The 25,837-nt window shown below is 37.0% G+C and carries 21 protein-coding genes and 1 pseudogene; 19 read left to right on the forward strand and 3 right to left on the reverse strand.

Features of this window, described 5'->3' with window-relative positions; all coding sequences use genetic code 11:
• Positions 1 to 31: 31 nt before the first annotated feature.
• The 7 genes and pseudogenes from EJN90_RS08200 to whiA all read left to right on the forward strand — a co-directional run bounded on the left by EJN90_RS08200 (position 32) and on the right by whiA (position 6,156).
• Positions 32 to 778, forward strand: coding sequence for an NADPH-dependent oxidoreductase (locus EJN90_RS08200; RefSeq protein ID WP_126110199.1), 747 nt, complete (start codon positions 32 to 34; stop codon positions 776 to 778).
• Between the two features lie 209 nt (positions 779 to 987).
• Positions 988 to 1,530: pseudogene (locus EJN90_RS14175) on the forward strand (transposase); the annotation flags it as partial.
• A 373-nt stretch (positions 1,531 to 1,903) separates the two neighbouring features.
• On the forward strand, positions 1,904 to 2,800 hold the full coding sequence (gene cas1 / locus EJN90_RS08210; RefSeq protein ID WP_227872616.1) for a type II CRISPR-associated endonuclease Cas1: 897 nt from the start codon (positions 1,904 to 1,906) through the stop codon (positions 2,798 to 2,800).
• Positions 2,800 to 3,105, forward strand: coding sequence for a CRISPR-associated endonuclease Cas2 (gene cas2 / locus EJN90_RS08215; RefSeq protein WP_126110203.1), 306 nt, complete (start codon positions 2,800 to 2,802; stop codon positions 3,103 to 3,105). The genes cas1 and cas2 overlap by 1 nt, the downstream gene beginning before the upstream one ends.
• 172 nt (positions 3,106 to 3,277) lie before the next feature.
• Positions 3,278 to 4,168 carry an RNase adapter RapZ gene (gene rapZ / locus EJN90_RS08220; RefSeq protein WP_126110205.1) on the forward strand — a complete coding sequence of 297 codons (891 nt, stop codon included), beginning with the start codon at positions 3,278 to 3,280 and terminating at the stop codon, positions 4,166 to 4,168.
• Entirely contained in the window at positions 4,165 to 5,175 is a 1,011-nt protein-coding gene (locus tag EJN90_RS08225) for a gluconeogenesis factor YvcK family protein (RefSeq protein ID WP_126110207.1), read from the forward strand. The genes rapZ and EJN90_RS08225 overlap by 4 nt, the downstream gene beginning before the upstream one ends.
• 39 nt (positions 5,176 to 5,214) lie before the next feature.
• A complete protein-coding gene (gene whiA, locus EJN90_RS08230; RefSeq protein WP_126110209.1) occupies positions 5,215 to 6,156 on the forward strand; it encodes a DNA-binding protein WhiA in 942 nt (313 codons plus the stop codon).
• 58 nt (positions 6,157 to 6,214) lie between these two features.
• On the opposite strand, the gene EJN90_RS08235 is transcribed toward whiA, so the two are convergent.
• Positions 6,215 to 6,565: a single-stranded DNA-binding protein gene (locus EJN90_RS08235; RefSeq protein ID WP_126110211.1), complete on the reverse strand. Its 351-nt coding sequence runs from the start codon at positions 6,563 to 6,565 to the stop codon at positions 6,215 to 6,217.
• Between the two features lie 174 nt (positions 6,566 to 6,739).
• Between EJN90_RS08235 and EJN90_RS08240 the strand changes: the two genes are divergently transcribed.
• Both EJN90_RS08240 and EJN90_RS08245 read left to right on the forward strand, forming a co-directional pair.
• Positions 6,740 to 7,450, forward strand: coding sequence for a response regulator transcription factor (locus EJN90_RS08240; RefSeq protein WP_126110213.1), 711 nt, complete (start codon positions 6,740 to 6,742; stop codon positions 7,448 to 7,450).
• 11 nt (positions 7,451 to 7,461) lie between these two features.
• Positions 7,462 to 8,874 (forward strand): sensor histidine kinase, encoded by a 1,413-nt coding sequence (locus EJN90_RS08245; protein WP_227872477.1) that lies wholly within the window; start codon positions 7,462 to 7,464, stop codon positions 8,872 to 8,874.
• A 354-nt stretch (positions 8,875 to 9,228) separates the two neighbouring features.
• On the opposite strand, the gene EJN90_RS08250 is transcribed toward EJN90_RS08245, so the two are convergent.
• Positions 9,229 to 11,424, reverse strand: a complete 2,196-nt coding sequence (locus EJN90_RS08250; protein ID WP_126110215.1) for an LTA synthase family protein — start codon at positions 11,422 to 11,424, stop codon at positions 9,229 to 9,231.
• A gap of 235 nt (positions 11,425 to 11,659) precedes the next feature.
• Here EJN90_RS08250 and EJN90_RS08255 point away from each other — a divergent pair, with 235 nt between their 5' ends.
• Positions 11,660 to 12,847 carry a class I SAM-dependent rRNA methyltransferase gene (locus tag EJN90_RS08255; RefSeq protein ID WP_126110217.1) on the forward strand — a complete coding sequence of 396 codons (1,188 nt, stop codon included), beginning with the start codon at positions 11,660 to 11,662 and terminating at the stop codon, positions 12,845 to 12,847.
• Between the two features lie 433 nt (positions 12,848 to 13,280).
• Here EJN90_RS08255 and EJN90_RS08260 read toward each other — a convergent pair whose 3' ends face one another.
• Entirely contained in the window at positions 13,281 to 14,546 is a 1,266-nt protein-coding gene (locus EJN90_RS08260; RefSeq protein WP_126110219.1) for a BaiN/RdsA family NAD(P)/FAD-dependent oxidoreductase, read from the reverse strand.
• A gap of 190 nt (positions 14,547 to 14,736) precedes the next feature.
• Here EJN90_RS08260 and EJN90_RS08265 point away from each other — a divergent pair, with 190 nt between their 5' ends.
• The 9 genes from EJN90_RS08265 to EJN90_RS08305 all read left to right on the forward strand — a co-directional run bounded on the left by EJN90_RS08265 (position 14,737) and on the right by EJN90_RS08305 (position 25,513).
• Positions 14,737 to 15,270, forward strand: coding sequence for a nitroreductase family protein (locus EJN90_RS08265; RefSeq protein WP_126110221.1), 534 nt, complete (start codon positions 14,737 to 14,739; stop codon positions 15,268 to 15,270).
• Between the two features lie 115 nt (positions 15,271 to 15,385).
• Positions 15,386 to 16,087 carry an ABC transporter ATP-binding protein gene (locus EJN90_RS08270; protein WP_126112382.1) on the forward strand — a complete coding sequence of 234 codons (702 nt, stop codon included), beginning with the start codon at positions 15,386 to 15,388 and terminating at the stop codon, positions 16,085 to 16,087.
• Positions 16,088 to 16,103: 16 nt separating this feature from the next.
• Entirely contained in the window at positions 16,104 to 19,928 is a 3,825-nt protein-coding gene (locus EJN90_RS08275) for an FtsX-like permease family protein (protein WP_126110224.1), read from the forward strand.
• A 283-nt stretch (positions 19,929 to 20,211) separates the two neighbouring features.
• Entirely contained in the window at positions 20,212 to 21,369 is a 1,158-nt protein-coding gene (locus EJN90_RS08280; protein WP_126110226.1) for an ABC transporter substrate-binding protein, read from the forward strand.
• 124 nt (positions 21,370 to 21,493) lie between these two features.
• Positions 21,494 to 22,372, forward strand: a complete 879-nt coding sequence (locus EJN90_RS08285; protein WP_126110228.1) for a branched-chain amino acid ABC transporter permease — start codon at positions 21,494 to 21,496, stop codon at positions 22,370 to 22,372.
• 10 nt (positions 22,373 to 22,382) lie between these two features.
• Positions 22,383 to 23,372 (forward strand): branched-chain amino acid ABC transporter permease, encoded by a 990-nt coding sequence (locus EJN90_RS08290; protein WP_126110230.1) that lies wholly within the window; start codon positions 22,383 to 22,385, stop codon positions 23,370 to 23,372.
• Positions 23,369 to 24,142 (forward strand): ABC transporter ATP-binding protein, encoded by a 774-nt coding sequence (locus tag EJN90_RS08295; protein WP_126110232.1) that lies wholly within the window; start codon positions 23,369 to 23,371, stop codon positions 24,140 to 24,142. Before EJN90_RS08290 ends, EJN90_RS08295 begins: the two co-directional genes overlap by 4 nt.
• A 3-nt stretch (positions 24,143 to 24,145) precedes the next feature.
• Positions 24,146 to 24,850 carry an ABC transporter ATP-binding protein gene (locus tag EJN90_RS08300; protein WP_126110234.1) on the forward strand — a complete coding sequence of 235 codons (705 nt, stop codon included), beginning with the start codon at positions 24,146 to 24,148 and terminating at the stop codon, positions 24,848 to 24,850.
• Positions 24,851 to 24,853: 3 nt separating this feature from the next.
• The gene (locus tag EJN90_RS08305) at positions 24,854 to 25,513 is read left to right on the forward strand and encodes a CBS and ACT domain-containing protein (protein WP_126110236.1); all 660 of its coding nucleotides are present in this window, start codon (positions 24,854 to 24,856) and stop codon (positions 25,511 to 25,513) included.
• Positions 25,514 to 25,837: the final 324 nt, after the last annotated feature.

Here is a 25,837-nt window from a genome sequence, read left to right on the forward strand (position 1 = left end):
TGACTTTAAGAATAGATAGGAGAGATAGAGAATGAACCCAGTAATAGAATTACAATTAGAACATAAAAGTATCAGAAGATTTAAGAAAGAACTAATTAGTGAGGACCTTGTTTCAACATTAGTTGATGTCGCTCAGCATACTGCGACCAGTAATTATGCACAATCATACTCCATTATGAGTATCACAGATGTTGACAAGAAAAAGAGAATTGCTGAAATCGGGAAACAGTCGTATATTGCAGAATCAGGGCATTTATTTATTATGCTTGCAGATCAAGCCAGAAATGCAGCCATTGTTGAAGAATCAGGAGAAAAGACAGAGATTTTTTCTTCATTTGATAAATTCTTCATTGGTGCAACAGATGCTATTCTAGCAGCTCAGAATATCATTATTGCCGCTGAGAGTTTAGGTATTGGTGGGGTATTACTTGGAAGTATATTAAATGAAGTGGACGAACTTAGTGAGCTTTTAGATTTACCTGCTTTTGTTGTTCCAGTTCTTGGGATAGCTCTAGGTTATCCGGATCAAGAACCACAGTCAAAACCTCGACTTCCTCAAAAATTAGTACACTTTGAAAATAACTATCCAAAATGGCAAAACATATCAAGCAAACTGGAAGATTACGATAATACAGTTACTGAATATTATAATGCTCGTGAATCAAATAAACGAATTGAAACATTTGCTCAAATGATTACTCATTGGAGTTTAGTAACACATCCTGGTCGTTTGAAAATGTTAAATTACATTCAAAAACAGAAATTGATCAAGTTTTAATGACTTTATAAAGATTTTGAATAGCTTAAATTTTAGAGAAAATATATATACCTGAATAATTCACAGTACTCAACAATAACCCTTGTAAACCCTTCTGCTTGAACAGTTCTTGCAAATTATTTTTTTCACCCTTTGGGTGTAAAAAAAGGCACTCCTTATGGTATTGTTAAGTCGACCAAAACGTCACAATACAAGCAAGGGGTGCCCATATGTCGACTTTACAACACAAACAACTAACTTTCAATAAAAATATTACACTCGCCAACGATGGTGGCAACATTTCTTCAGATAGCGGTCTTGTTCTGATAAAAGAGTTTATGAGTCGGATTGGGTTTTCCAGCATACTTGAAGAGCAGGTGAAACTAACTGACAGCCGAAGAAACCCAGATCATACGTATAACGATATCATCGAGCAGCTACTTTTCCAGCATATCGCTGGCTACTCAAAAGATGTCGCAGCGAATCGATTACGACTAGACCCCATCTTCAAAACAATTTTTTCCAATAAAAACACTCTGGCATCTCAACCAACGATTAGTCGCTTTTTCAAAGCAATCACAAAAGAAACGATTCCTCAGTTTATGCAAGTGGCCCAGTATTTGGCAGATAGGCAGATCGTTCAAATTAACATTCAAAACATGGTGATTGATCTTGATTCTACTCATTCGGACACGTATGGAAATCAAGAAAGCGCAGATTTCAACAGCCACTATCAGACTACCGGCTATCATCCTCTCGTCGCTTTTGATGGCTAGTAGATACCTATCTCCGATAAAAGGAGACGAAAACTAATCTCATTTTTTCGATATCCGATTTTTTGTTTCAGTAGATACCTATCTCCGATAAAAGGAGACGAAAACCAACACCATACATCGAACTTATCAAGGATAACTCCTTAGTAGATACCTATCTCCGATAAAAGGAGACGAAAACTCTTAGCAAACAAATAGATGTTTCGGCGTAATTTGTAAGTAGATACCTATCTCCGATAAAAGGAGACGCAATTAGTATGTATGAAGCTAAAATTCTCTATTTATGCGACCTCTTTATTTCAGGGATAGTATATTAGAATTTATATTTGACTCTAAAAACAATATACTGGAGGGATTTATTTTGAAGGATATCGTGTATGTTGAACATCAATATTATGTATCGGTTAGGGGAAATAGTTTTCGATTCGCAAACCTTGTTACTAAGGAGGAACATTTTGTGCCGCTCGATGAAATTGAGTGGTTGATATTCAACAATGAAAAAAGTTATTTCACAAAACGCCTCGTAACTGTCTGTATGGAAAAAGGAATTGGGATCCTTTTTTGTGATTTAAAACACAATCCAGGTTGTTTATTGTCGACTTCCTATGGGCACAGTCAAAGAGTTACTCGCTTAAGAACACAATTAGCTCTTCAAAAAAAGACAAAAAACCGTCTATGGAGAAAAATTGTTATCGCTAAGATAAACAATCAAGCAGATTGTTTAGCAGAAGCACTTCATAAAGAAGATGCAACAAAGAAGATTCGTAGCATAGGTAAGACGGTTGTAGAAGGGGATCCTCATAACCGCGAAGCATATGCAGCGAGGATTTATTTTATTAATTTATTTGGCGCTGGATTTAGGCGAGGCAGATTTGATGATGCTGTAAATGCAAGCTTAAACTATGGATATGCTCTTGTTAGAGCATTAATTAGGCGTGAATTAGCTTTACATGGATTGGAAGCTAGCTTGGGAATTAAACATGAGTCAGTTGAAAATCCCTTTAATTTGTCTGATGATATCATCGAAGCATATAGGCCATTCGTAGATGCAATGGTTTATGAAAAAATATATGATAAAAAAATTATTTCTTTGGAATTAGAAGAAAAGAAACAGTTACTACAGGTTTTTATGGAAAAATGTGTTATTGATAATAAAGTGTTTACAATTAATGATGCAGTCAGTGTGACGGTTGAGTCCTATATTAAGTGCATTGAAGAAAATAGCGCAGCACCACTCAAACTGCCAATGTTTATAGAAGGAGGTAAATGATGCTATTACTAGTTTGTTTTGATTTACCTAGAGAGACTCAAAGAGAACGAAAACAGGCAAACAAATACAAGAAAAGATTAATTGAGCTAGGTTTTACGATGAAGCAGTATAGTTTATATGAGCGCGAAATTAGGCAACAATCGACAAGGAAGAAAGTTATCGAGACTTTAAGAAAAGAATTACCAGATGTTGGTGCAATTACACTCTATTTATTACCAGATGAAGTTCATGATGGACAGATTACAATTTTAGGAGAACGTGCTATTAATAGGACTATTCGAAATCCGAAGTTAATTATTTTATGAATTTATATGATGTAGAGTTAATACGAAAAATACGATATTCTCTTCACCTAACTAGACACAAACTGAAATAAAAATGACTAGCCTTATATAAATGGAATGATGACGGTCTGTTGTATTCGACACACCCGGCATGTTATAATATACCTTAAGCAAAGATAGAGGAGGAATAAACATGGCTGATATACTTGAACTAGTGATTATTACAGGCATGAGTGGAGCAGGGAAAACAGTAGTACTGCAGACTTTTGAAGATTTAGGATATTTTTGTGTGGATAATATGCCCCCAAGTTTATTGCCGAAATTTTGGGAACTAGTAAAAGAATCAGGCAAGATTAGTCGAGTGTGTTTAGTGATTGATTTACGTTCTAGAGCTTTTTTTGACGAAATTATGACGGCAGTCGGCAGTCTAGATAATACCTCTTTTATTACAACTAAAACGATTTTCTTGGATGCATCCGATGATGTATTAGTTTCTCGCTACAAAGAGACAAGAAGAAATCATCCCTTGACTCAGTCTTCTGGAACGGTGTCGGAGGGAATTCAAAAAGAACGAGAATTATTAACAGATATTCGTAGTCGTGCTCAATGGATTATTGATACAAGTCGAACGACACCTCGTCAGCTTCGTGAGAGTATACTGGAGAAATTTCAAGATCAAGAGCATGGGCTTTTTCATATTGAAGTAGTTTCTTTTGGATTTAAATACAGTGCACCAATTGATGCGGATATTGTAATGGATGTACGATTTTTGCCTAATCCACATTATATCGACGAGTTACGTCCATTAACAGGGCTGGACAAGGCTGTTTATGACTATGTAATGCAACAACCTGAAACGGAAACTTTTTACCGAAAGTTTACTGATTTATTAGATTATATAATTCCTGGCTATAAAAAAGAAGGAAAAACGTCTGTTACGATAGCAATTGGTTGTACCGGTGGACAACACCGCTCCGTAGCATTATCGGAAAGAGTCGGACTTCATCTATCGAATGATGGATACGCGGTTAATATTTCTCACCGCGATAAAAATAAACGAAAAGAGGCTGTGAATCGGTCATGAGTGAGAACATGAAATCCAAAAGACGGCAAAAAAGTATGGTCGTTATTGGTGGGGGAACTGGTTTACCAGTTATTTTAAAACATTTGAAACAATACAATGTAGACTTAACAGCCATTGTAACGGTTGCGGATGATGGTGGAAGCAGCGGTGTAATTCGAGATTATGTCAATATCATTCCGCCTGGCGATATTCGAAACTGCATGAACGCACTGTCAGATCTTCCTGACTTGTATAAAGAAATCTTTCAGTATCGTTTTGATTCGAGTGATGATTTCTTTTCAGGGCATGCAATCGGTAATTTAGTGATTGCTGCCTTGGCAGAGATGAAAGGAAATATCTTTGATGCTGTACGATTATTATCAATCATGATGCAAGTAAAAGGGAAAATTTATGCTGCTGCTGAAGAACCGTTAACATTGTATGCTCAATTTGAAGACGGTGAAATCGTAAAGGGCGAATCTCAAATCGCTAAGCATCGTAAAAAAATCGAGAGAGTTGCTGTAAAACCCTTGGACGAAACACGGGAAGCTAAAGCTTCTCGCGATGTGATTCGTTCCATTCGTGAAGCTGATATTATTGTAATCGGGCCAGGAAGTTTGTATACCAGTATCCTGCCAAATTTAATGATTTCTGATTTAGGGAAAGCAGTCGTGGAATCAGAAGCAGAAGTGGTCTATATATGCAATATCATGACGCAATTAGGTGAAACGGAAAACTTTTCAGATGCTGATCATGTAAAAGTTCTACATAAACACTTGAATCATAAATTTATTAATACCGTTTTGGTAAATACGGAAGAAGTTCCTGAAGAGTATTTAGACCAACAAGCTGACGAAGAATATTTGTTTCAAGTACGTCATGATTTTCAAGCATTACGTGATGAAAACTGCCGGGTAATTTCTGCAGACTTTTTAAATGTAAAAGAGGGCGGCGTTTACCATGATGGAGAAAAAGTAGCGTCGGAAATAATGAATCTTACTTCTTCAATGAGAGTAAATCATTCATAAAAAAATAAATACAATTACTTTGAGAGAGGAGAGTGTAAATTGTCTTATGCTTCAGATGTAAAAAAAGAATTAACCACTTTAGAAGTCCATAGAGAACATGCAAAAGCTGAATTGACGGCTTTGATAAGAATGAACGGATCAGTCAGTATTCACAATCAAGGTTTTGTTCTTAATATTCAGTCTGAAAATGCTGCAATCGCAAGAAGGATGTATTCATTATTGAAAGAGCATTATCAGGCCGAAGGTGAATTACTTGTTCGTAGAAAGATGAAACTAAAGAAAAATAATATTTATATTGTTCGTTTAAAATACGGCGTTCGTGAAATACTGGATGAATTGGATATTTTCGACGGATTAAGTTTTAAAACGCATATTTCTGATGAAATCATGAATAATGAACAAAAACAACGATCCTATTTACGAGGAGCATTTTTAGCGGGAGGATCTGTGAACAGCCCAGAGACAAGCCGCTACCATTTAGAGATCTATTCGAATTATGAAGATCATAATCAGGACATTTGTGAGATTATGAATCAGTTTGATCTGAATGCTCGGACAATTGATCGACGAAATGGCTATATTACTTACTTAAAAGAGGCGGAGAAAATCGCTGATTTTCTTGCATTAGTTGGTGCACATAACTCAATGATGAAATTTGAGGACATTCGTATTGTTCGTGATATGCGTAATTCAGTCAACCGCCTTGTAAATTGCGAGAATGCCAATATGAACAAAACAATCGATGCTGCAGCCAAACAAATTGAAAACATTGAATTTATCGAAGAAATGGTAGGTTTAGACAAATTACCAGAAAAATTAAGAGAAATTGCCGTTTTACGAGTGGAAAACCCGGAAGTAAGTATGAAGGAATTAGGTGAAATGGTTCCGAGCGGTGAAATTTCAAAGTCCGGAATTAACCACCGTATTCGAAAAATCAATGAATTTGCAGAAAAATTACGTAAGAAAGAAACCGTTTATTGATCAAAAAAGCTTCAGAATGTTTTATGTAAACATTTCGAAGCTTTTTTCGTATGTGATTTTAAAATGGGATTTCTACAGCTTCTTCTACTTTTTTCTTCGACTCTATAAAATGAATTTCCTCGACAATCATTTCTACGACATATACCTGCTGGTTTTGTTTATTAACATAAGAACGAGAGACCATTCTGCCGTTTACGCCTAGCAATGTACCTTTTGAACAATATTGTTTTAATAAATGTGCGGTTTTATCCCAAACAACAATGGGAATAAAATCTGCTTGTTGCTGCCCGTCATCTTTTTTACGAATCCGTTGAACAGCTAACGTATTATTACATACAAATCTACCAGTACCGACTTCTTGAAGCTCAATTGGCCGAACTAAACGTCCAATTATTGAAACATGATTCATTTTATCACTCCTTTTATTTGTTACTAGTAATATCTGCAAAAAAAGAAATTCCCTCTTTTTTCATAAAATATTCATACAGTTTTGCTAAAATAAAACTGACAATAGGCAGTTTAAAAGAGAAAGGAATAGCAGATTGCTATATAATAGAAATGATAAGGGAAAAGGTGAATACTTATGAATATTTTAATGATTGAAGATAACGAAGCGGTATGCGAAATGATGGATATGTTTTTTGAAAAAGAAAACTGGAATCCACAATTTGAGGGAGATGGAAAAAAAGGACTGGAAACATTCCTGGAGAGTCAAGAAAAATGGGACATGATTATTCTTGATTTAAACTTGCCGAGTCTGGATGGCATGCAAGTATGCCAAAAAATCCGGGCTGCATCCTCCTATGTTCCAATTATCATGTTGACTGCAAGAGATTCAGAAAGTGATCAAGTAATCGGATTAGAAATTGGTGCCGATGAATATGTAACCAAACCATTCAGTCCGTTGACATTAATGGCTAGAATAAAAGCTTTATATCGCCGTTCACTGCTGGCTGTTCCAGGAGAAGACTCTACTGCATCGCGCTTCGATATTGAAACAGACCATGTCAAAATCAGTACATCAACAAGAGAAGCTTATTTAAAGGATGTCAGGATTGAAAGTTTAACTCCAAAAGAATTCGAAATTTTTGCTTTGCTGGCAAGTCATCCAAAACAAGTATTCTCTAGGGAACACTTACTTACCAGTATTTGGGAAGATCCTTATTTCGGCGATGAACGGACAATTGATGCTCATATTAAAAAGCTGCGTCAAAAAATAGAACAAGTGGGACCACAAATTATCCAAACAGTTTGGGGTGTGGGGTATAAATTTGATGACACAAATATCGATTAGGAGGTTGTTCGTTGAGGTTTATTTATAAACAATTAATGGGATTTTTTATCGTGATTTTTATCACTGCAACGACAATTGGTTTGGTATTTGTACGTTTTTTAGTTGGGAATATTTATGAACAAAAAGAAGAGCAATTGTTCGGTTATGCAGAATCGATTATAGATGAAAAAATGTCGACACAAGAAATTCAAGCAGGAATGAAAATTGTCTCCCATCAAGATGTGTTATTGGCATTGTATAATGATCAAGATCGGTTAGTTTATCCTACTAATGACTTGCGATTCGTAAGTGGACTTTCTGAACAGGAGTTAAGTCGTTTGGAAAACGGTGAAAGAATCTCTTTGACCCGTCGAGATCGCGGATTTATGAATGAAAATATCTCAATCGTAACTGTATATTTGCCACTTTTTCATGCTGTAACAGGTGAATTTACAGGTTTCGTTGCAGTTGCTTCTCCTGTTAGCGGCATTCAAAGTGATATTTCTGAGATCCATAAAAACATCTTGTTAACAGTTTTGTTAGTCGGCGGAGTTGCAATTTTGATTAGTATTGGAATTGCTGATTACTTAACACGTCGAATTATTCGTATGCGAAAAGCAACAAATGAAATCACACAAGGGAATTTTGATATATCTCTGGTAGATTATCAAAAAGATGAGTTTGATGAACTTTCACATGACTTTAATTTAATGGTACAGTCTTTAAAAGAATCACAAGTAGAAATAGAACGCCAAGAAAATTTGCGTAGACAATTCATGATGGATATTGCGCATGAAATGCGGACACCTTTGACAAGTATTAATGGAATCTTAGAAGGGCTTTCGCATGATATGATTCCAGAGAAGAGTCGTGAACGTAGTATCGCACTTATGCACCAAGAAACGAAACGAATGATCCGGATGGTAAATGAGAATTTGGATTACGAAAAAATACGTTCAAATCAAGTCGTATTAGTAAAACAAGAGTTTTCAGCTAGTGAAGCTTTGCAAAATGTTCAGGAGCAATTGACGAAAAAAGCTGCAAGCAAGGGAAATATCATTCGTATTTATGTTAATCCCGAGGATTTAAAAATTTACGCAGACTATGATCGATTTATTCAAATACTCGTGAATTTAATAAACAATGCTATTCAGTTTACAGAAAAAGGTACAATAACGTTAACAGCGGAAGAGACTGCTGATGAATCAGTTATCAAAGTAAGTGACACAGGGATAGGGATAGAGGAGAAAGAGATTTTAAGTATCTGGGAAAGATTTTATAAAGTGGATATTTCTCGAAAAAACAATAAATTTGGGGAAAGCGGTATTGGCTTAGCGATTGTTCAATCTTTAGTGAAAAATCACAAGGGAAAAATTGATGTCCAAAGCGAACCGCACAAAGGAACCACCTTCACCATCACATTCCCCAAAAAAGATAGAGTGTGATGAAACGGATTAAGCCACTCGTAGGCTGGAAGAAATACTGAAGAGATGTTTTGACCTCTCGCAAGTATTTCTGAAGTCCTAGAGTTGCTGCGTTTCAGAACAGGTTTAGATAGAGTGTGATGAAACGGATTAAGCCAGAAAACTCTGTACAATTCTAATAGGCTCTTTATCTTTTTTTCACTAGGCCAGGACTTGTAAGCTTGACAACAAGCAAACCCGGCCATTCCAAAAGAAATTTCTTTCGAGGCACCAATACCAAAAATGATAGAGCCTTTTAATCATACTAAAAAATAGAAAGCCTAAAAAACAAGCATCCTTCTGAAGGAATACCGTTCAGAAGGATGCTTGTTTCACTTATTGAATTTGTTCTTGATTGTTATTTGTTTCATCAAGTGTTTCGTTTACTTCTTCCGAATCTTCCTCTTCAGATTCAACAGATTCCGTTTGGTTTCCAGGGAACTCTGGAGCATCTGTCTGATAAAGAGGTACGGTAGACTCGCCGTTATTTTTATTCAGAAGGGAAGATCCGTCAGCTCCCGCTGCTTCGAAATCTTCTTGTAGTTTTGCAGGTGAATTTAAATAGCTATGAGACTCTTTATCTGCAGGAGTAAAGTTGGCAGGTGAGTAGAAACGCAATAAATCCCCATTGATTATTTGATCAGACATGTTTAGTTGTACTTGTCCAGTTTCTTTTAAGGCTAAGACTTCTTTTGTTAAATCTGTATCTGCATCCAAATCAGCTGTCAGGATTCGGCCAGAGTCCGTATCATAAACAAAATTATCCAAGATAGTATATTCTGGAGTAATCACTGTGCCATTTCTTAAAACAACTGTTTCATCATGCTCATCCGAAAGTAAATCTTGCCCCACTTGTACATAAGAATCTGTTTCAACTCCTAATAAGTGAAGAACAGTAGGAAGTACGTCGACTTGCCCGCCATACGTATCATCAATTTTTCCAGTTCCTATACCAGGAGCATGGATAATGAAAGGCACACGTTGCAACATGGTGTTCTCGTAATCATTCCATTGATTCGGATTTTTTCCGATTAATGGAGCTAAGGTTCTATTTCTTGAATTAGAAATTCCGTAATGGTCTCCATATAGAACAAACATTGTATTTTCATATAGACCAGCGTCTTTCATATACTGGAAAAATTCTTCCAAAGCTTGATCCGCATAATGTACAGTATTAAAGAAACCGTTAATCGTTTGATCTGTTGTGTCTGGTATATCAAAAACAGTATTCAATTCATCTTCCGGGAAAGGAAAATGATTCGTTACCGTAATGAACTTCGAATAAAAAGGCTGTTCCATTTTTTCTAAATATTGAACAGACTCTTGGAAGAATAATTTATCCTTTAATCCGTACTCAAGAGAATTTTCTTCATTCAAAGTATAACTTGTCTCTGAGCTAAAGAAATAATCATAGCCCATTGATTTGTAAACATTATCGCGGTTCCAAAATGAACCCACGTTTCCATGGAATACCGCACTTGTATATCCTTTTGATTTCAGTAATTGTGGTCCTGAGTGTAAAATGTTTTCTGCGCCTAGTTGTGTAAAAGCAGAACCTTGTGGAAGACCAAATAAAGAGTTGTCTACCAGTAATTCAGCATCACTTGTTTTTCCTTGGCTTGTTTGATGGAAAAAATTCGAGAAGCTGTAAGAGTCAGAACTATTATATAAACTATTTAAAAACGGTGTAACTTCACGTTGGACACCATCTTCTTCGATTAAAGAAAGGTTCATTAAAAATTGTTGCATGCTTTCCAAGTGAATAAATACAACATTACGACCTTCTGCTTGCCCAAAATATGTTTCATTTGGGTCTGCGTGATGCTCCTCTAGATAATCGAGAACTGGAGCCATGTCAGAGCTGTCTGCACTTGCACGAACCGAATTGGCTTGCGCAGTTTTAACACCATCATAAACAGTATACACATTTATACCTAAGTACTTTACAATGTAGTTACGGTCAAAGGTACGAGTAAGTAGCTGTGGGCGGTCAATTTCTGCTAGACTAAGGTTACCGAAGAAAATAGCAACTGCAGCGATGAGTGTCCCAAGTGCATAACGTTTTTTGAATGGTTGTTCTTGAGAGGAGAATTTAATTTTCTTTTTGTATAGCCAAGCCAGAAAAAATAAATCGATCCAATAAAGAACATCGCGAAGATTTAACATTGACAAGGCGCTTGCCCCAATCCCGCCACTCAAAGAAAAGGAACTGAGTATTGTTTTGATTGTGATAAAATCAGTGAATTCTCGGTAATATAAAATATTTGCAAAAAGAAGGAGAGTGTTAAGGAAATAGGTAACTAACAGAGCTCGATAACCTTTTTTTGCATCTGAAAACCATAAAGAAATTCCTAAAATAATAATTGTACTAGCTAAAGGATTTATAAACAGCAATATTTGTTGATAAAAACCATCTACACCTAAAGAGAATTCTAATTGATAAGAAAGGTAAGTTTTTAACCAAAAAAGTATTACAGCAATTAGAAAGAAACCATAACGTTTTGGATTGGTTTCTTTGATTTTTTGTAGCAAGAGTATCCCTCCATATATATGTATTTTTTATAAACAAGCGGCATTTTTTATTTTACAATGAATAAACGAATTATATGTTTTATGTAAAAAAAGCGTAAATTCGTATATGTATTATATGACTATGGTTTTTTACAGTCAAATAAAGTTATGCCAAAGTCAGTTAATTTCAATAATTTTTAAGAAATATTTTTATAAAACATAAAAATATGAAAAAGAGATGAGAGAAGGAAGATAAATGGAACCACAAAGAGCAATTACTGTTAACTCGAAATCAGCGACCTATATTAAAAAAGGAGAGCCTTTGTTGATAAAGGAAAGTTTTCCTAAAGAAATAAATTTTGAAGAAGGAGAAATTGTTGAATTAGTTACACCACAAGGAGAATTTGTAGCAAATGCTTATTTAGCTCAACAGAATAAAGGGATTGGCTGGGTTTATAGCTGTATTAAGGGTACTGCATTTGATGTATCATTCTTTTTACAACAATTTCATTCTGCAATTGAAAAGCGAAAAGAATTATTAAATGATGAAATGACGACTGCTTTTCGTTTGTTTAATGCAGAAGGGGATGGTATTCCTGGTGTTACAGTCGATTTTTATGAAGGTTATGCGGTTTTTTCTTGGTATAGTGAAGGGATTTATTATTACCAAGCTGAAATTATTCAAGCATTTAAAGAAGTATTTCCTTTTGTAAAGGGGATCTACGAGAAGCGCCGTTACCAGCAAAATGACAAACAAGTAAGTGATTTTGTAGCGGGAGAAAAAGCACCTGAACCACTTTACATAAAGGAAAATGGCATTCTTTACGCAACCAATCTGGACGATGGTTGGATGACGGGAATATTCTTAGATCAACGTCACGTTCGAAATGCTCTGATGGAAAGATATGCTGGAGGAAAAACAGTCTTAAATACTTTTAGCTATACAGGAGCTTTTTCAGTGGCCGCAGTATTGGGAGGAGCAAGACAGACAACCAGTGTCGATGTCGCTAATCGTTCGCTTGAGAAAACGAAGGAGCAATTTGTAATAAATGGAATAAATCCAGAAGAACAAATGATTCGGGTAATGGATGTTTTTGACTACATTCAGTACGCTAAAAGAAAAGAACTTCACTTTGATATCATTGTTGTAGATCCGCCTAGTTTTGCACGCAGCAAAAAACGCACTTTTTCAGTGACGAAAGATTACTCTAAAATGATTGAAGATTTAATTGATATCAGTTCAGAAGACGGCATTTTTGTTTGCTCGTCAAATGCAGCAAACTACAAACGCGATAAATTCAAAGCAGATATAGAAAAAGCTTTCCATAACAAAAATGTTTCTTACAAAATATTAGAAGAATTTCGTTTGCCGGAAGATTTTCCAGTGCCAAAAGCAAGCCCAATAAGCGATTATCTAAAAGTATTCATAATACAAAGAGTGTGATGGATCCCGTTTAGACACTCGTACGTTGGAAGGAAGAATGAAGATGAGGTTCTTTTCATCATCATTCTTCCTGAAACGCTAGAGTTGTCTGGGATACAGAACAGGTTTCTAAAGAGTGTGATGGATCCCGTTCAGACACTCGTACGTTGGAAGGAAGAATGAAGATGAGGTTCTTTTCCTCATCATTCTTCCTGAAACGCTAGAGTTGTCTGGGATACAGAACAGGTTTCTAAAGAGTGTGATGGATCCCGTTTAGACGGGGCCGGGAAAAAATTCCCGGCCCTCTAGTATTAACGAATAATAGTGGTGTAAACATGCTCAAAAAGGCAGATCCGACATCCACTTCACGAATAATGCGTGGATGGTCTTCGTCCATCCTGTGCTTATTCGTTCCAGTGATTCGGATCTAAACGCCTTTTTTCCCACTCTCCTTTTATTTGCTCTCTATAGCTGCATGATATCCAGCAGTATGTCCGGTCACGAACGCGCCGGTAATATTATAACCGCCAGTATAGCCATTATAGTCTAACAATTCACCGCAAAAGTAGAGACCTTTTGTCATTTTGCTTTCCATAGTCTTAGGATTGACTTCCTTTGTAGAGACTCCACCACCGGTAACAAACGCTTTGTCTAAAGGATGTGTGCCGTCCGCTTGGAAATTAAAAGCTTTACAAAAAGCAGCAAAGGCTTGGATTTCTTTTGGTGTAAGAGATTTTAATGTCTGATTTGCATCAATCTCACATTTCTCTAAACCAAATAGCAAGTAACGTTCAGGCATCAGATCTTTCCAGCCGTTCTTTACACTCTTATCAGGAGCATCTTTTATCAATCTGTTCATTTGTTGTTCAACTTGTGCAAGACTTTTGTCTGGGAAAAGATCGAGTGACATGGTTACCACATCTGTTTTATCTCTCTTCTTTGTTTGATGAATAAACATTGAACAGCGAAGGGCAGCTGGACCAGAAACACCAAAATGTGTAAAAATCATGTCCATTTGATGAGTAGTAACTTTCTTTCCTTTTTTATTTAATACACTAAGGGCAACATTGCGTAGAGACAAGCCTTTTAGTATTCGCTCACTGATAAATGTTTCAGGTGAAGTAATAGGAGCTTCAGTAGGATATAATTCAGTAATCGTATGGCCAGCTTTTTTAGCAAAGCGATAGCCATCACCAGTTGAACCCGTTCGAGGAAGTGACTTCCCACCAGTTGCTAAAACGATGCTGTCAGCGGGCAATTCTTCTCCTGTATCCAGTTTTACTCCTGTGACTTCATGATTCTCTGAAAAGAGTATTTTTTCCACTATAGCATTCGTACGAACTGTTACATTTTGATTCTTTAGTTCTTCTATAAAAGTTTCGAGAATGGTACGTGCTTTATCTGTAACAGGGAACATCCTTCCGTGATCTTCTTCTTTTAAGGCAACTCCACGAGAAGTAAAATAGTTCATAATATCAAATTGATTAAACTGATTAAAAGCACTATGAAGAAATCGACCGTTTCCAGGAATATGAGCAATAATTTCTTCTTCTGAACGGTTATTCGTAACGTTGCATCGGCCTCCGCCTGTAAGAATCAATTTTTTGCCTAAATTTTTATTTTTCTCAATTAAAGTAACGGAAGCACCGAATTCTGCTGCTGTACAAGCAGCCATTAAACCACTTGATCCGCCTCCAATAACAATCACTTGTTTTTTCATGATAATGATTCCATCCCTTTCTAGGGGTTCTTGTGCTTTTATTCTAACACATCCCACCTTGTCAGAACATCCATACATTGTTCACAATTACAGATGGGTGAATACTGTAAAAGATAGAGAGATGTAGTATAATATTAAAAAACAATAAGAATTATATGGTAAATAATTTAGAAGAAAGAGGGCAGGAAAAATGGAATTTGAAAAAGTACTTATCCAAAATCACCCATGTGAGCGCTTTATGGATGTAAAATTAACAAATGCACAAATTGAGAGTGTTGTAAAAGCTGGTCAATCAGCACCAATTTTAGATGATTTACGTGAAAATTTTCATATTGCTGTAATACGAAGTGAACGTGCATTACATCTATTAAGAGATTCAAAAAAAGAAATTCCAGAAGATTTAGTAGAAGAAATGACTGCTGGAGGACCTGTCTATTTTATTGTATCGGTAAAAGATCACAAATTAGCGAAAGAATCAATCTATCTATATGCGGGGATAATTATGGGAAATATGCAGCTACAAGCAACAAGTATTTTCTTGGGATATAATTTCGCTTCTGAGCAAAAGAAAGTCGAACTCATTGACACGCTCGAGTTAAAAGAAAAACTAGGGATTCCAGCAGAATTTGAACCGGTTCAAATCTTAAAAGTTGGTTATACAGAAGAAGATATCAAAAATCGTAAAATTTCTCATGGAGAGGTATTTACAAAAATAATTAGTTGAAAATAGTTAAAGCGTCACTGAACATCCTGTTCATTGTGATGCTTTAACTATTTTATTCTTTTAAGTATAATGAAAGAGAGCATGAATGAAAGAACAAAAGAAGAGAAGTGAAAAAATGTCCTACATATCTTTAAAAAATATAAGCAAGTACTACCAAATGGGAGAAACAACCATTATAGCAAATGATAAGATTAGCTTTGATATTCATAAAGGTGAGTTTGTTGTGATACTGGGTCCTTCCGGAGCAGGGAAATCCACAGTTCTAAATATACTGGGTGGAATGGACACTGCAAACGAAGGAGAAATCATAATTGAAAATACTGATATTGCAACTTTTTCGGAAAAAGAACTCACTACATACCGCCGTCTTGATGTCGGCTTTATTTTTCAATTCTATAATTTGGTTCCCAATCTAACCGCCAAAGAAAATGTTGAATTAGCATCTCAAATTTCTGGACAAGCCTTAGAAGCAGAAGAAGTTTTGAGAGCAGTAGGACTTGGAGAGCGAATGAACAATTTCCCTGCACAATTATCTGGTGGTGAACAGCAGCGGGTTGCAATTGCACGAGCGATTGCCAAGCAACCGAAGTTACTTCTTTGCGATGAGCCTACTGGTGCGCTGGATTATGAAACAGGAAAGCAAATTTTGCGTTTGCTGCAAGAAACTTGTGAGAAGACGGGAACTACTGTTATTGTCATTACTCATAATCAAGCAATTGCTCCAATGGCGGACCGGATCATTGAAATTAATAATGCAAAAGTACGTGCAATTCATGAGAATAAAAATCCAAAAGCTGTTTCAGAAATAGAATGGTAAAGGACTGACAAGTGTTATGAAGAAGAAGGCACTCTGGAAAGACGTTTGGAAGGAAATTTCGAATAATAAAGCTCGGTTCTTAGCACTTTTTGCGATTATTGCACTTGGAGTCGGTTTTTATGGAGGTATAAGCGCTGCTGGTCCTGATATGTTGGCAATTGCAGATAAATACTTCCATGAACATAAGCTCTTTGACTTAAAGGTACTGTCTACCTATGGTATCGTTTCGGATGATTTAAAAGCGTTGGAGGAAGTAGACGATTTAATTATTGAACCCACAAAAACAATCGATGTCGCTTTACAGGATGAAGCCTACTTATTACGTCTGTATCCCTATGAGGCTGCTGAGACCTCTATAAACGACTTTTCGATTGTAAGAGGGCGTTTGCCGAATAAAAAAGGAGAAATCGCTCTGGATGCCGGTCGAGGCTTTGAGAACAGTTTTAAGATCGGTGATGCTGTCAAGTTTGATTTTCAGTCCCAAAGTGAAAATGATTCTGAGGAAGAAAGTATTGAACTAGTGGAACAAGTTTATACAATCGTTGGATTTGTAGATTCACCTCTCTATATTGAAAACTTGTCTCGCGGGAACACTCAAGTTGGAAAAGGAACATTAGACGGTTTCGGAGTTGTTTCTAAAGAAGATATCATTGGTGAGATTTATTCAGAAGTGAATATTCAATTTGAAGAAAATAAAAATCTAACGGCATATTCAGAAGAATACGAAGAGTACGTAGATGAAAAAGCAGATGAAATTGAAGTGACGTTAAATGGACGTCCGCTAGAAAGAATTAATGAAATTCGCTCGGAAGCGAGAAAAGAAATTTTTGATGCTGAAAGAGAACTGGAAGATGCGAAAAAACAGTTACAAGAAGCTGAACAAGAACTGCAGAAGGCTCGTGCTGAGCTGGACGAAGGAACTCAAACTTATAATGAGAATAAGGCAGTCTTTGACCAAGAAATCACAGAAGCAGAAGCTGAAATTGCCAAACAACAGGAACAGATTGATGCTGGCTGGGCAGAATACCAAGAAGGATTAGCAAGTTGGAGAGCGAATGCTCGAACTTATGCTGACGCGAAGGTAGCATGGGAAATCCAAAGAGAAGAATTATTACAACAGCTTGACTCAGCCGTATCACTAGAGGCTCTCGCTGAAAAACCGATTCCAACACCAGAAGGCGAAGAATTAGGGAAACAAATTCAGAAGCTGTTTGATGGAGAGAGAGAAATTGAACAGGCGAGGAAGCAGTTAGAAGCTCATGGCAGAACATTACAAGAACAAGAACAGCAATTAAACGAAGCACAACAGAAATTGAATGACGATAAAGAGCGTGCGATTGTATTAGAACAAGAAGCGGAAGAACTTGTCAATTTAATCGCATTACAAAAAGAAATTTTGATTGGTAAACAAGAACAATTAGCCTATGTCAAACAGGCGATCCAAGTACCTTTTGAAGATTTGACAGATGAAGAGAAAGCACAAATGGTTAATGTAATTAGCGAACAAGGAGATATAACACAGCTTTATCAGCCATTTTTAGCTTATTTAAATGGAGAAGTTGATAAAGATGGAATTCCTGTTGAGCAAGAAGAGAATGCTCAAAATAGTGTCAAGGAAGCAGTTGCCAATCAAGAAGCAGAACTCAGCAGCATACAGACTACTATAGAAGAGCTCCGAATTAGTGATCGGGAAGCAGAATTACTTGAACAAGGACAGATTTTAGTAAATGCTCAAAAGTTGTATGGCGAAGGATCCAAAGAGATTGAACAGAGTGCCAGTGAATTAGCTCGTGCGAAAAATATTTTGCAAAATAAAATACAGTCTGCCATGCAAAATATTCAGAGTCAAGTTGCCATTGCTGATCGCCAATTTTCAGAACAAGGAGAAGCTTTAGAAATTGCTCGAGCGGAACTGGAAGCAGCTCGAAACGAGCTTCAGAATGGGCAAGCTCAATTGGATCGAGGGTATGAAGAATTAAATACGGAACGAGATACGGGGACTGCTGCCTTGGCAGAGGCATGGGAAGAACTCCAAGCAGGCGAAGAAGAGTATGCATCCGGTCTTCAAGAATTTGGAGAAGAAAGAACAGAAGCGGAAGAAGAAATTATGAAAGGAGAACAAGAGTTATCAGATGCTAAAAATGAAATAGCCGCTCTAGATGAACCCATCTATTTCGTTCAAGATCGGACAGTTAATCCTGGTTACCAAAGTTATCGCGATAATGCCAATCGAATTTCAGCGATTGCCTCTATTTTCCCAGTATTTTTCTTTTTAATTGCTGCGTTAGTGAGTTTTACTACGATGACGAGAATGGTGGATGAACAGCGCCAACAAATGGGAACTCTGAAAGGACTTGGATACGGCAGCCTTGATATTGCCAAGAAATTTATCGTATACGCTGCAGCAGCTTGTTTCGGCGGTACAATTGTAGGACTTTTGATTGGTTACCATTTATTCCCAACGGTAATTTTTATGGCTTACAGTACTTTATATCGATTACCTGACATAGAAATTCACTACTATTTCTCATATGGCCTTATTTCGTTAGTCGTAGCAATCCTTTGCACGATTGGGCCAGCTGCAGTGACAGCATACAAAGAGTTGAAAGAAAGTCCAGCATCTTTAATGCGCCCTAAAGCTCCTAAAAGCGGAAAACGAGTTTTATTAGAACGAATCCCATTTGTTTGGGACCGCCTAGGCTTTAACGGAAAAATTACTGTCCGTAATTTAGTGCGTTATAAATTACGAAACTCTATGACGATTATTGGAGTTGCAGGAAGCACCGCTCTAATATTGACTGGCTTTGCGATTACTAACTCCATTTCAGGACTTGCGAATACGCAATTTAATGAAGTAACCATGTATGATGCTGTCGTTGCTTTGGAAGAGAATATTTCCGAAGAAGATAGGAATGAATACATTGAACTGATTGATTCCTATGATGAAATTGAAAATCATTTGTTTACATTCCAGACATCCTATAAAACAGATAGAGCGGGAATCAGTATCCAAGATGTCACTGTATTTGTCCCAGAGAATACGGAAATTTTTTCTGATTTTGTTAATTTACAGGAAAGAGAAACAGCTGATAAGTATTCTCTAACGGATGAAGGGGCAATTATTACTGAAAAACTAGCAGCGTTGATGGAATTAGAGCCGGGCGATGAATTGACAATCCGCGATGATCAAGCAATGACGTATCGAATTCCTATTCAAGCGATTGCGGAGAACTATACAGGTCACTACCTATATATGACTCCTGGCTTATACGAGAGAACTTTTTCTGAAAACTACCTGCCGAACACTGATTTGCTTATCTTTAATGAGTCAGGTAATTGGGAAAGAACATTTGCAGAAGAGGCGATGAATGCAGCACAAGTAATGTTGGTTACTTTTATGGATGTAATTGATGCTCAATTCACTGATACCTTAAGTATTTTAGATTTAGTAACCGTTATTCTCATCATTTCTGCAGCAGCGTTGGCGTTTATTGTTCTATATAACTTAACAAACGTGAATGTGTCCGAACGAATTAGGGAACTTTCTACTATCAAAGTGCTTGGTTTCTATCACATGGAAGTAAGTATGTATATTTACCGAGAAACCTTCATTTTAACGTTGATAGGAGTCTTTGTGGGATTTGGGTTAGGGAATATTTTAGCGACAGTTATTTTAAAAATGGTAGAAGTCGACTTTATGCTTTTCCCAACAACTATTTTACTGTCTAGTTATTTTTATTCTTCTATATTAACCATATTATTTTCTGTTATTGTAATGGTAATTATGCATTACAAATTAAAACAAGTAGATATGATCGAAGCACTAAAATCCGTTGAATAATGAAAAGAAAGCAAAGCTGGTTTAGAGCCGGCTTTGCTTTTTTTTCTCTTGGAATAGAAAGATATAATAAATTAATGAATAAAACCATTACAGCGAAAAAAACGACTCCAAATAGGCTTTTTTTGAGGAAAGAAAGGAAATATTCAAAAACAGGTTGCTTAAATTGTCAGAATATTCTATACTATGAACATTAAAAATTAAGGAGAACATAACGAAACTCCTAATTTTACAAATAATAGTCAACTGCAAGATTCAACTGCGTTGAAACATGGAGGGAATATTTATGAAGAAAAAATTTTGGTTGGGTCTAGCGTCGGTAGCATTGTTGGCTGCCTGTGGAAATGGTGCAGAAACTGATTCAAGTAACGGTGGAGCAGGTGAAGGCGCAGTTATTGGTGGAAACTTTGAATTGTCTGGTGGAGCGAGTGCTTACGGTACCCCAATGGATCAAGGAGTGAAATTGGCGGTTGAAAATATAAATGAAGCAGGCGGAGTATTGGGAGAAGATGTAAGTTATAAAAGTTATGACAACAAATCCGAACCTCAAGAAGCAGCCAGTGTTGCGACGCGTTTAGCAACAGAAGACAATGTATCAGCGATTATCGGACCTGCAACCACAGGTGATGCAAACGCACAAACACCTGCTGTAACAAGAGCAGGCGTACCGGCAATTTTACCAGCTGCGACTGGTGATGATGTAACAATGGACGGTGAAACAGTATGGGAGTATATCTTCCGTGTATGTTTCCAAGATTCATTCCAAGGAGAAGTATTGGCGAACTTTGCTCAAAATAACCTAGAAGCTACAAAAGCGGTAATTATCGTAGATAACTCTACTGATTATGGTGTAGGTTTAGCAGAAGCCTTTAAAGATGTCTTTACAGGAGATATCGTTAAGGAAGAGAACTTTACTACTGGACAAACGGACTTCCAAGCAATTTTGACAAATATCCGTAATGAAGATTTTGATGTTATTTTTATCCCAGGTTACTATGAAGAAGCTGGTTTGGTGATCAAACAAGCACGTGAAATGGGAATTGAACAACCAATTCTTGGACCGGATGGTTTTGCAAACTCAATCTTGGTTGAACTTGCTGGTGAACAAAACGTAAATAATGTTTATTACACAGGACACTTTACTCCAAACAGTGAAGAACCAAAAGTGCAAGAATTCCTAGCGCAATACGAAGAAAAGTACGGAACAGCGGCAGACTCGTTTGCAGCACTTGCATATGACGCAGCAAACCTTCTGTTTGAAGCGATGGAAGTAGCAGGATCTACTGATCCTCAAGCTGTAACAGATGCACTTCCAACGATTACTGGTTTTGAAGGAATTACAGGGACATTCTCCTTAGATGAGAACCATAACCCAATTAAGAATACATTTGTTATTGAGTTGCAAGGTGGCGTTGAAGTAGCGAACACAATTGTAGAACCATAATAAATAATTACAAAGAAAAAATTATTATTGTTAATGCTTTTCGAAAGGAGGCTAGGACATCTGTCTCAGCCTCCTTTTGTTGGGGAAATACGTATATAAAATTTGAAAGTAAAGAGGTGTACATATGGAAAGCTTTATCCAGCAGATGATAAATGGAGTCTCACTGGGAAGCATCTATGCGCTGATCGCACTAGGGTATACGATGGTATACGGAATCATCAAGTTGATTAACTTCGCCCACGGAGAGATTTATATGGTTGGTGCTTATGTCGGATATGGCCTGATTCGTAATGTAGGTCTTGGTTTAATTCCAGCACTTGTTCTATCTATGTTGTTTTGTGCAATCTTAGGGGTAGTTATTGAAAAAATTGCCTATAAACCACTACGAGGAGCTACTAGAATAGCAACATTGATTACAGCAATTGGTGTTTCGTATTTGCTGCAAAACTTGATGATTTATTTCATGGGAGCAGAAAGTAGGGCATTTCCTACTGCGCTGGAAAATAAGGTATTCCGTTTTGGAGGAGTATCAATTAATAATCAACAAATTATGATTATTCTCACAACAATCTTTTTGATGGTTGCTCTACAGGTCATCATCAAATATACAAAAATGGGAAAAGCCATGCGTGCGGTTAGTACTGATATGGATGCTGCTCAATTAATGGGAATCAACGTTGACAATGTCATTTCTTTTACCTTTATTCTAGGTTCTGCTTTAGCGGGTGCGGCAGGTGTATTAGTAGGGATTTACTATAACTCGATTAATCCGCTCATGGGCGTAACGCCAGGACTGAAGGCATTCGTTGCAGCTGTATTTGGTGGAATTGGTATCGTCCCAGGTGCAATGGTTGGCGGCTACTTGATTGGACTTATTGAAACAATAGTTAGCGCATATGGCGGTTCGATGTATAAAGATGCGGTTGTTTACTTGATTCTGATTATTATCCTAATCGTTAAACCATCCGGAATCTTTGGCAAGAACACAAAAGAGAAAGTGTAGGTGAAGTCAGGTGAAACAATTTAATAAAAATAACCTTGGTTGGCTTATCCTCACGGCAGTTGCAGGTGTGCTTTTATATATTGGTGTCAGCACAAGAACGATTTCTGCTTTTCACCAGATCACATTAATGACCATTCTGATTAACATTATTTTAGCAGTTGGCTTGAACTTGGTTATTGGTTTTTCAGGACAATTTTCACTGGGGCACGCTGGTTTTATGGCAATTGGTGCTTATAGTGGAGCGATTGTAGGCGATAAAGTCGACGGAATTGCCGGTTTCCTTTTAGGACTCCTGGTGGGTGTGATTATAGCGATGGTTGTTGCTTTGATCGTAGGAATTCCCACTTTACGTCTGAAAGGTGATTATTTAGCGATTGCAACCTTGGGAGTTTCAGAGATTATTCGAATTATTATCATCAACATCCCTGACATTACTAATGGAGCACGTGGAATTACTGGTATTTCATTTCCTTTTTCATCAAATACAAGTTTTATCATGACTACTTTTGTAATATTAGTCATTTCTACGATTGTCACGGTGAATTTCATAAAGAGCAGCCCGGGGCGTGCAACGATTTCGATTCGTGAAGATGAGATTGCTGCAGAGTCAATGGGAGTCAATACGACTTTATACAAAGTAATTGCATTTATGATTGGTGCTGCTACAGCAAGTGTTGCAGGGTCTTTGTATGGTTCATTCTTTAGTGTTATTAATCCAAGTGATTTTACATTCCAACGTTCTGTTGATGTTTTGATTATTGTGGTATTCGGCGGGATTGGTAGTGTTACAGGTACATTTGTAGCTGCTGTCGTATTGGGGATTTTAAATACATCTCTGCAATCGTTTGGAGAGATGCGGATGATTATTTATGCATTGGCATTGATTGCGATTATGGTGTTTCGTCCCGGCGGATTACTGGGAACGAGAGAATTTACTATGTCTGGATTACTGAATAGAAAAAAACGCCAAACGGCAACTGATAAGGAGGCGGGAGAATGAGTCTATTAGAAGTAACAGATCTAACAAAAAACTTTGGTGGTCTTGCAGCTCTTTCGAATGTTGATTTCCGTCTAGAGGAAAACGAATTAGTCGGTCTTATCGGTCCGAACGGTGCTGGCAAAACGACATTTTTTAACCTTCTTACAGGTGTATACGTCCCTTCTGAAGGAGATATCATTTTAGAAACAAATGGTGAAAAAACAAAACTGAATGGAAAAAAACCATTCAAAATTACCGATTTAGGGTTGGCTCGTACATTTCAGAATATTCGCCTTTTTAAAGATTTGTCCGTGATGGATAATGTTTTGATTGCTTTTCACAGTAAAAAAGGAGTGGGAACATTCCATAGTATCTTACGAACACCGAAATTTTATCAAAATGAAGAAGAGTTAAGAAAAGAAGCAATTGAATTGCTTAGGATTTTTCGATTAGATGGAAAATTGGAAACATTAGCTCGTAACTTACCATATGGCGAACAACGTCGCTTGGAGATTGTTCGTGCTTTAGCGACACAACCGAAAATCCTCTTTTTAGATGAACCTGCTGCTGGGATGAATCCACAAGAAACAGCTGAATTAACACAGTTAATTCGTCAGATTCAGCAGCAATTTAAAATCACGGTAGTTTTAATTGAGCATGATATGTCACTGGTTATGAATGTGTGCGAACGGATTTATTGTTTGGAATACGGGCGTTTGATAGCTCAAGGAACACCAGAAGAAATTCAAAAAAATCCAGCTGTTATTAAAGCTTACTTAGGAGGAGACTAACAGATGCTGAAAGTAACTAATTTATCTGTTCAATACGGCATGATTCAAGCAGTAAAGGATGTCTCCTTTGAAGTAAACGAAGGAGAAATTGTATCGCTGATTGGAGCGAATGGTGCCGGAAAATCAACCATTTTACGGACAATTTCTGGATTAGTACGTTCTACTTCCGGAGCGATCGAGTATCTGGATAAAGATATAACAAAAACACCATCACGGAAAATTGTAGAACAAAGGCTCATTCAAGTTCCAGAAGGCCGTCATGTATTCAAAGGCTTGACGGTCCAAGAAAACTTAGATTTAGGCAGCTTTACCCGTAAAGGAAAAGAAGGTATAAAAGAAGATTTGGAACAAGTTTTTGAACGTTTCCCTATCTTGGCTGAACGAAAAAATCAAGATGCGTCTACACTTTCTGGCGGCGAGCAACAGATGTTGGCAATGGGGCGTGCGTTGATGTCTAAACCAAAATTACTGTTATTGGACGAACCTTCTATGGGACTTGCGCCGATTTTCATTAAAGAAATTTTCCGTATTATTCAAGATATTCAAAAGCAAGGAACAACTATCTTGTTAATTGAGCAAAATGCGAAAGTAGCGTTAGAAATTGCTACTCGCGGATACGTGCTCGAAACTGGTAAAATAGTATTAAGCGATACAGGTAAAAACTTGTTGAAGAGTGATGAAGTTCAAAAAGCATATCTAGGAGGGTAATGAATGGACGTAAATAGCTATATGTCAAAAGAGTTAATTACAATTGCTCCAAATACCAAAATTTTAGACGCTTTGGATTTAATGAAGGAGCATAATATTCATCGTTTGCCAGTAGTGGAAGGCGGTCAGATGATTGGATTAATTACGGAAGGTGTTATCAGCCGTAACACTCCTTCGACCATGACGAGTTTAGACATGCATGAAGTAAATTATTTGCTTAATAAAACGGCCGTAAGTGATATTATGGAGAAAAAAGTCATAACTATTCATAAAGAGGCATTATTAGAAGAAGCAGCTATTAAGATGCGTCAAAATGATATTGGGGTGTTACCAGTTGTAGAAAACGATAGTCAGCTGGTTGGGATTATCACAGAAAAAGATATTTTCGATGCATTTATTGATGTGCTTGGTTTCTATACACCAGGTGTAAGGGTAGTGATTAACATTCATGAAGATCGTAAAGGCGTTCTGGAAGAAGTAACGAACTTCTTTTACGAATCAGAAATGAGTATCCAACAAGTAGCTGTATATAGAAAGACAGGGATGATTCAAGTAATCATTCAAGTAGACAGCAATGACGTTGAGAAAATTAAATCAAGCTTGGAAGAAAAAGGATATGAAGTTGGTTCGATTCTGTATAAGGAACCATCGAATATAGAATAAGAGAAAAGAGGAGAGTGGGAAAAAAGGCGTTCAGCCCCGAATCACTGGAGCGAATAAGCGCAAGATGGTTGCAGACCATCTGAGCATGATTCGTGAAGTGGACGTCGGGGCTGCTTTTTTGAGCACATTTACGCTACATTATTCGGGTATAGGAAAGAGGCTGGGAGTTTTTTCCCAGCCCCTTCTTTTCTCTTTATATTTTTTAGTGCTGAACCCCTGAAAGGCAAGGATTCTTTTGAAGTGCCGAGATCATAAGTTATCAATCTTCTCTTGAGTATCTAGCAGATTTATCCCAAGGAATGTTATAAAGTGACTTAATTGGAT

Source organism: Jeotgalibaca ciconiae (assembly GCF_003955755.1).
GTDB classification, from domain to species: domain Bacteria; phylum Bacillota; class Bacilli; order Lactobacillales; family Aerococcaceae; genus Jeotgalibaca; species Jeotgalibaca ciconiae.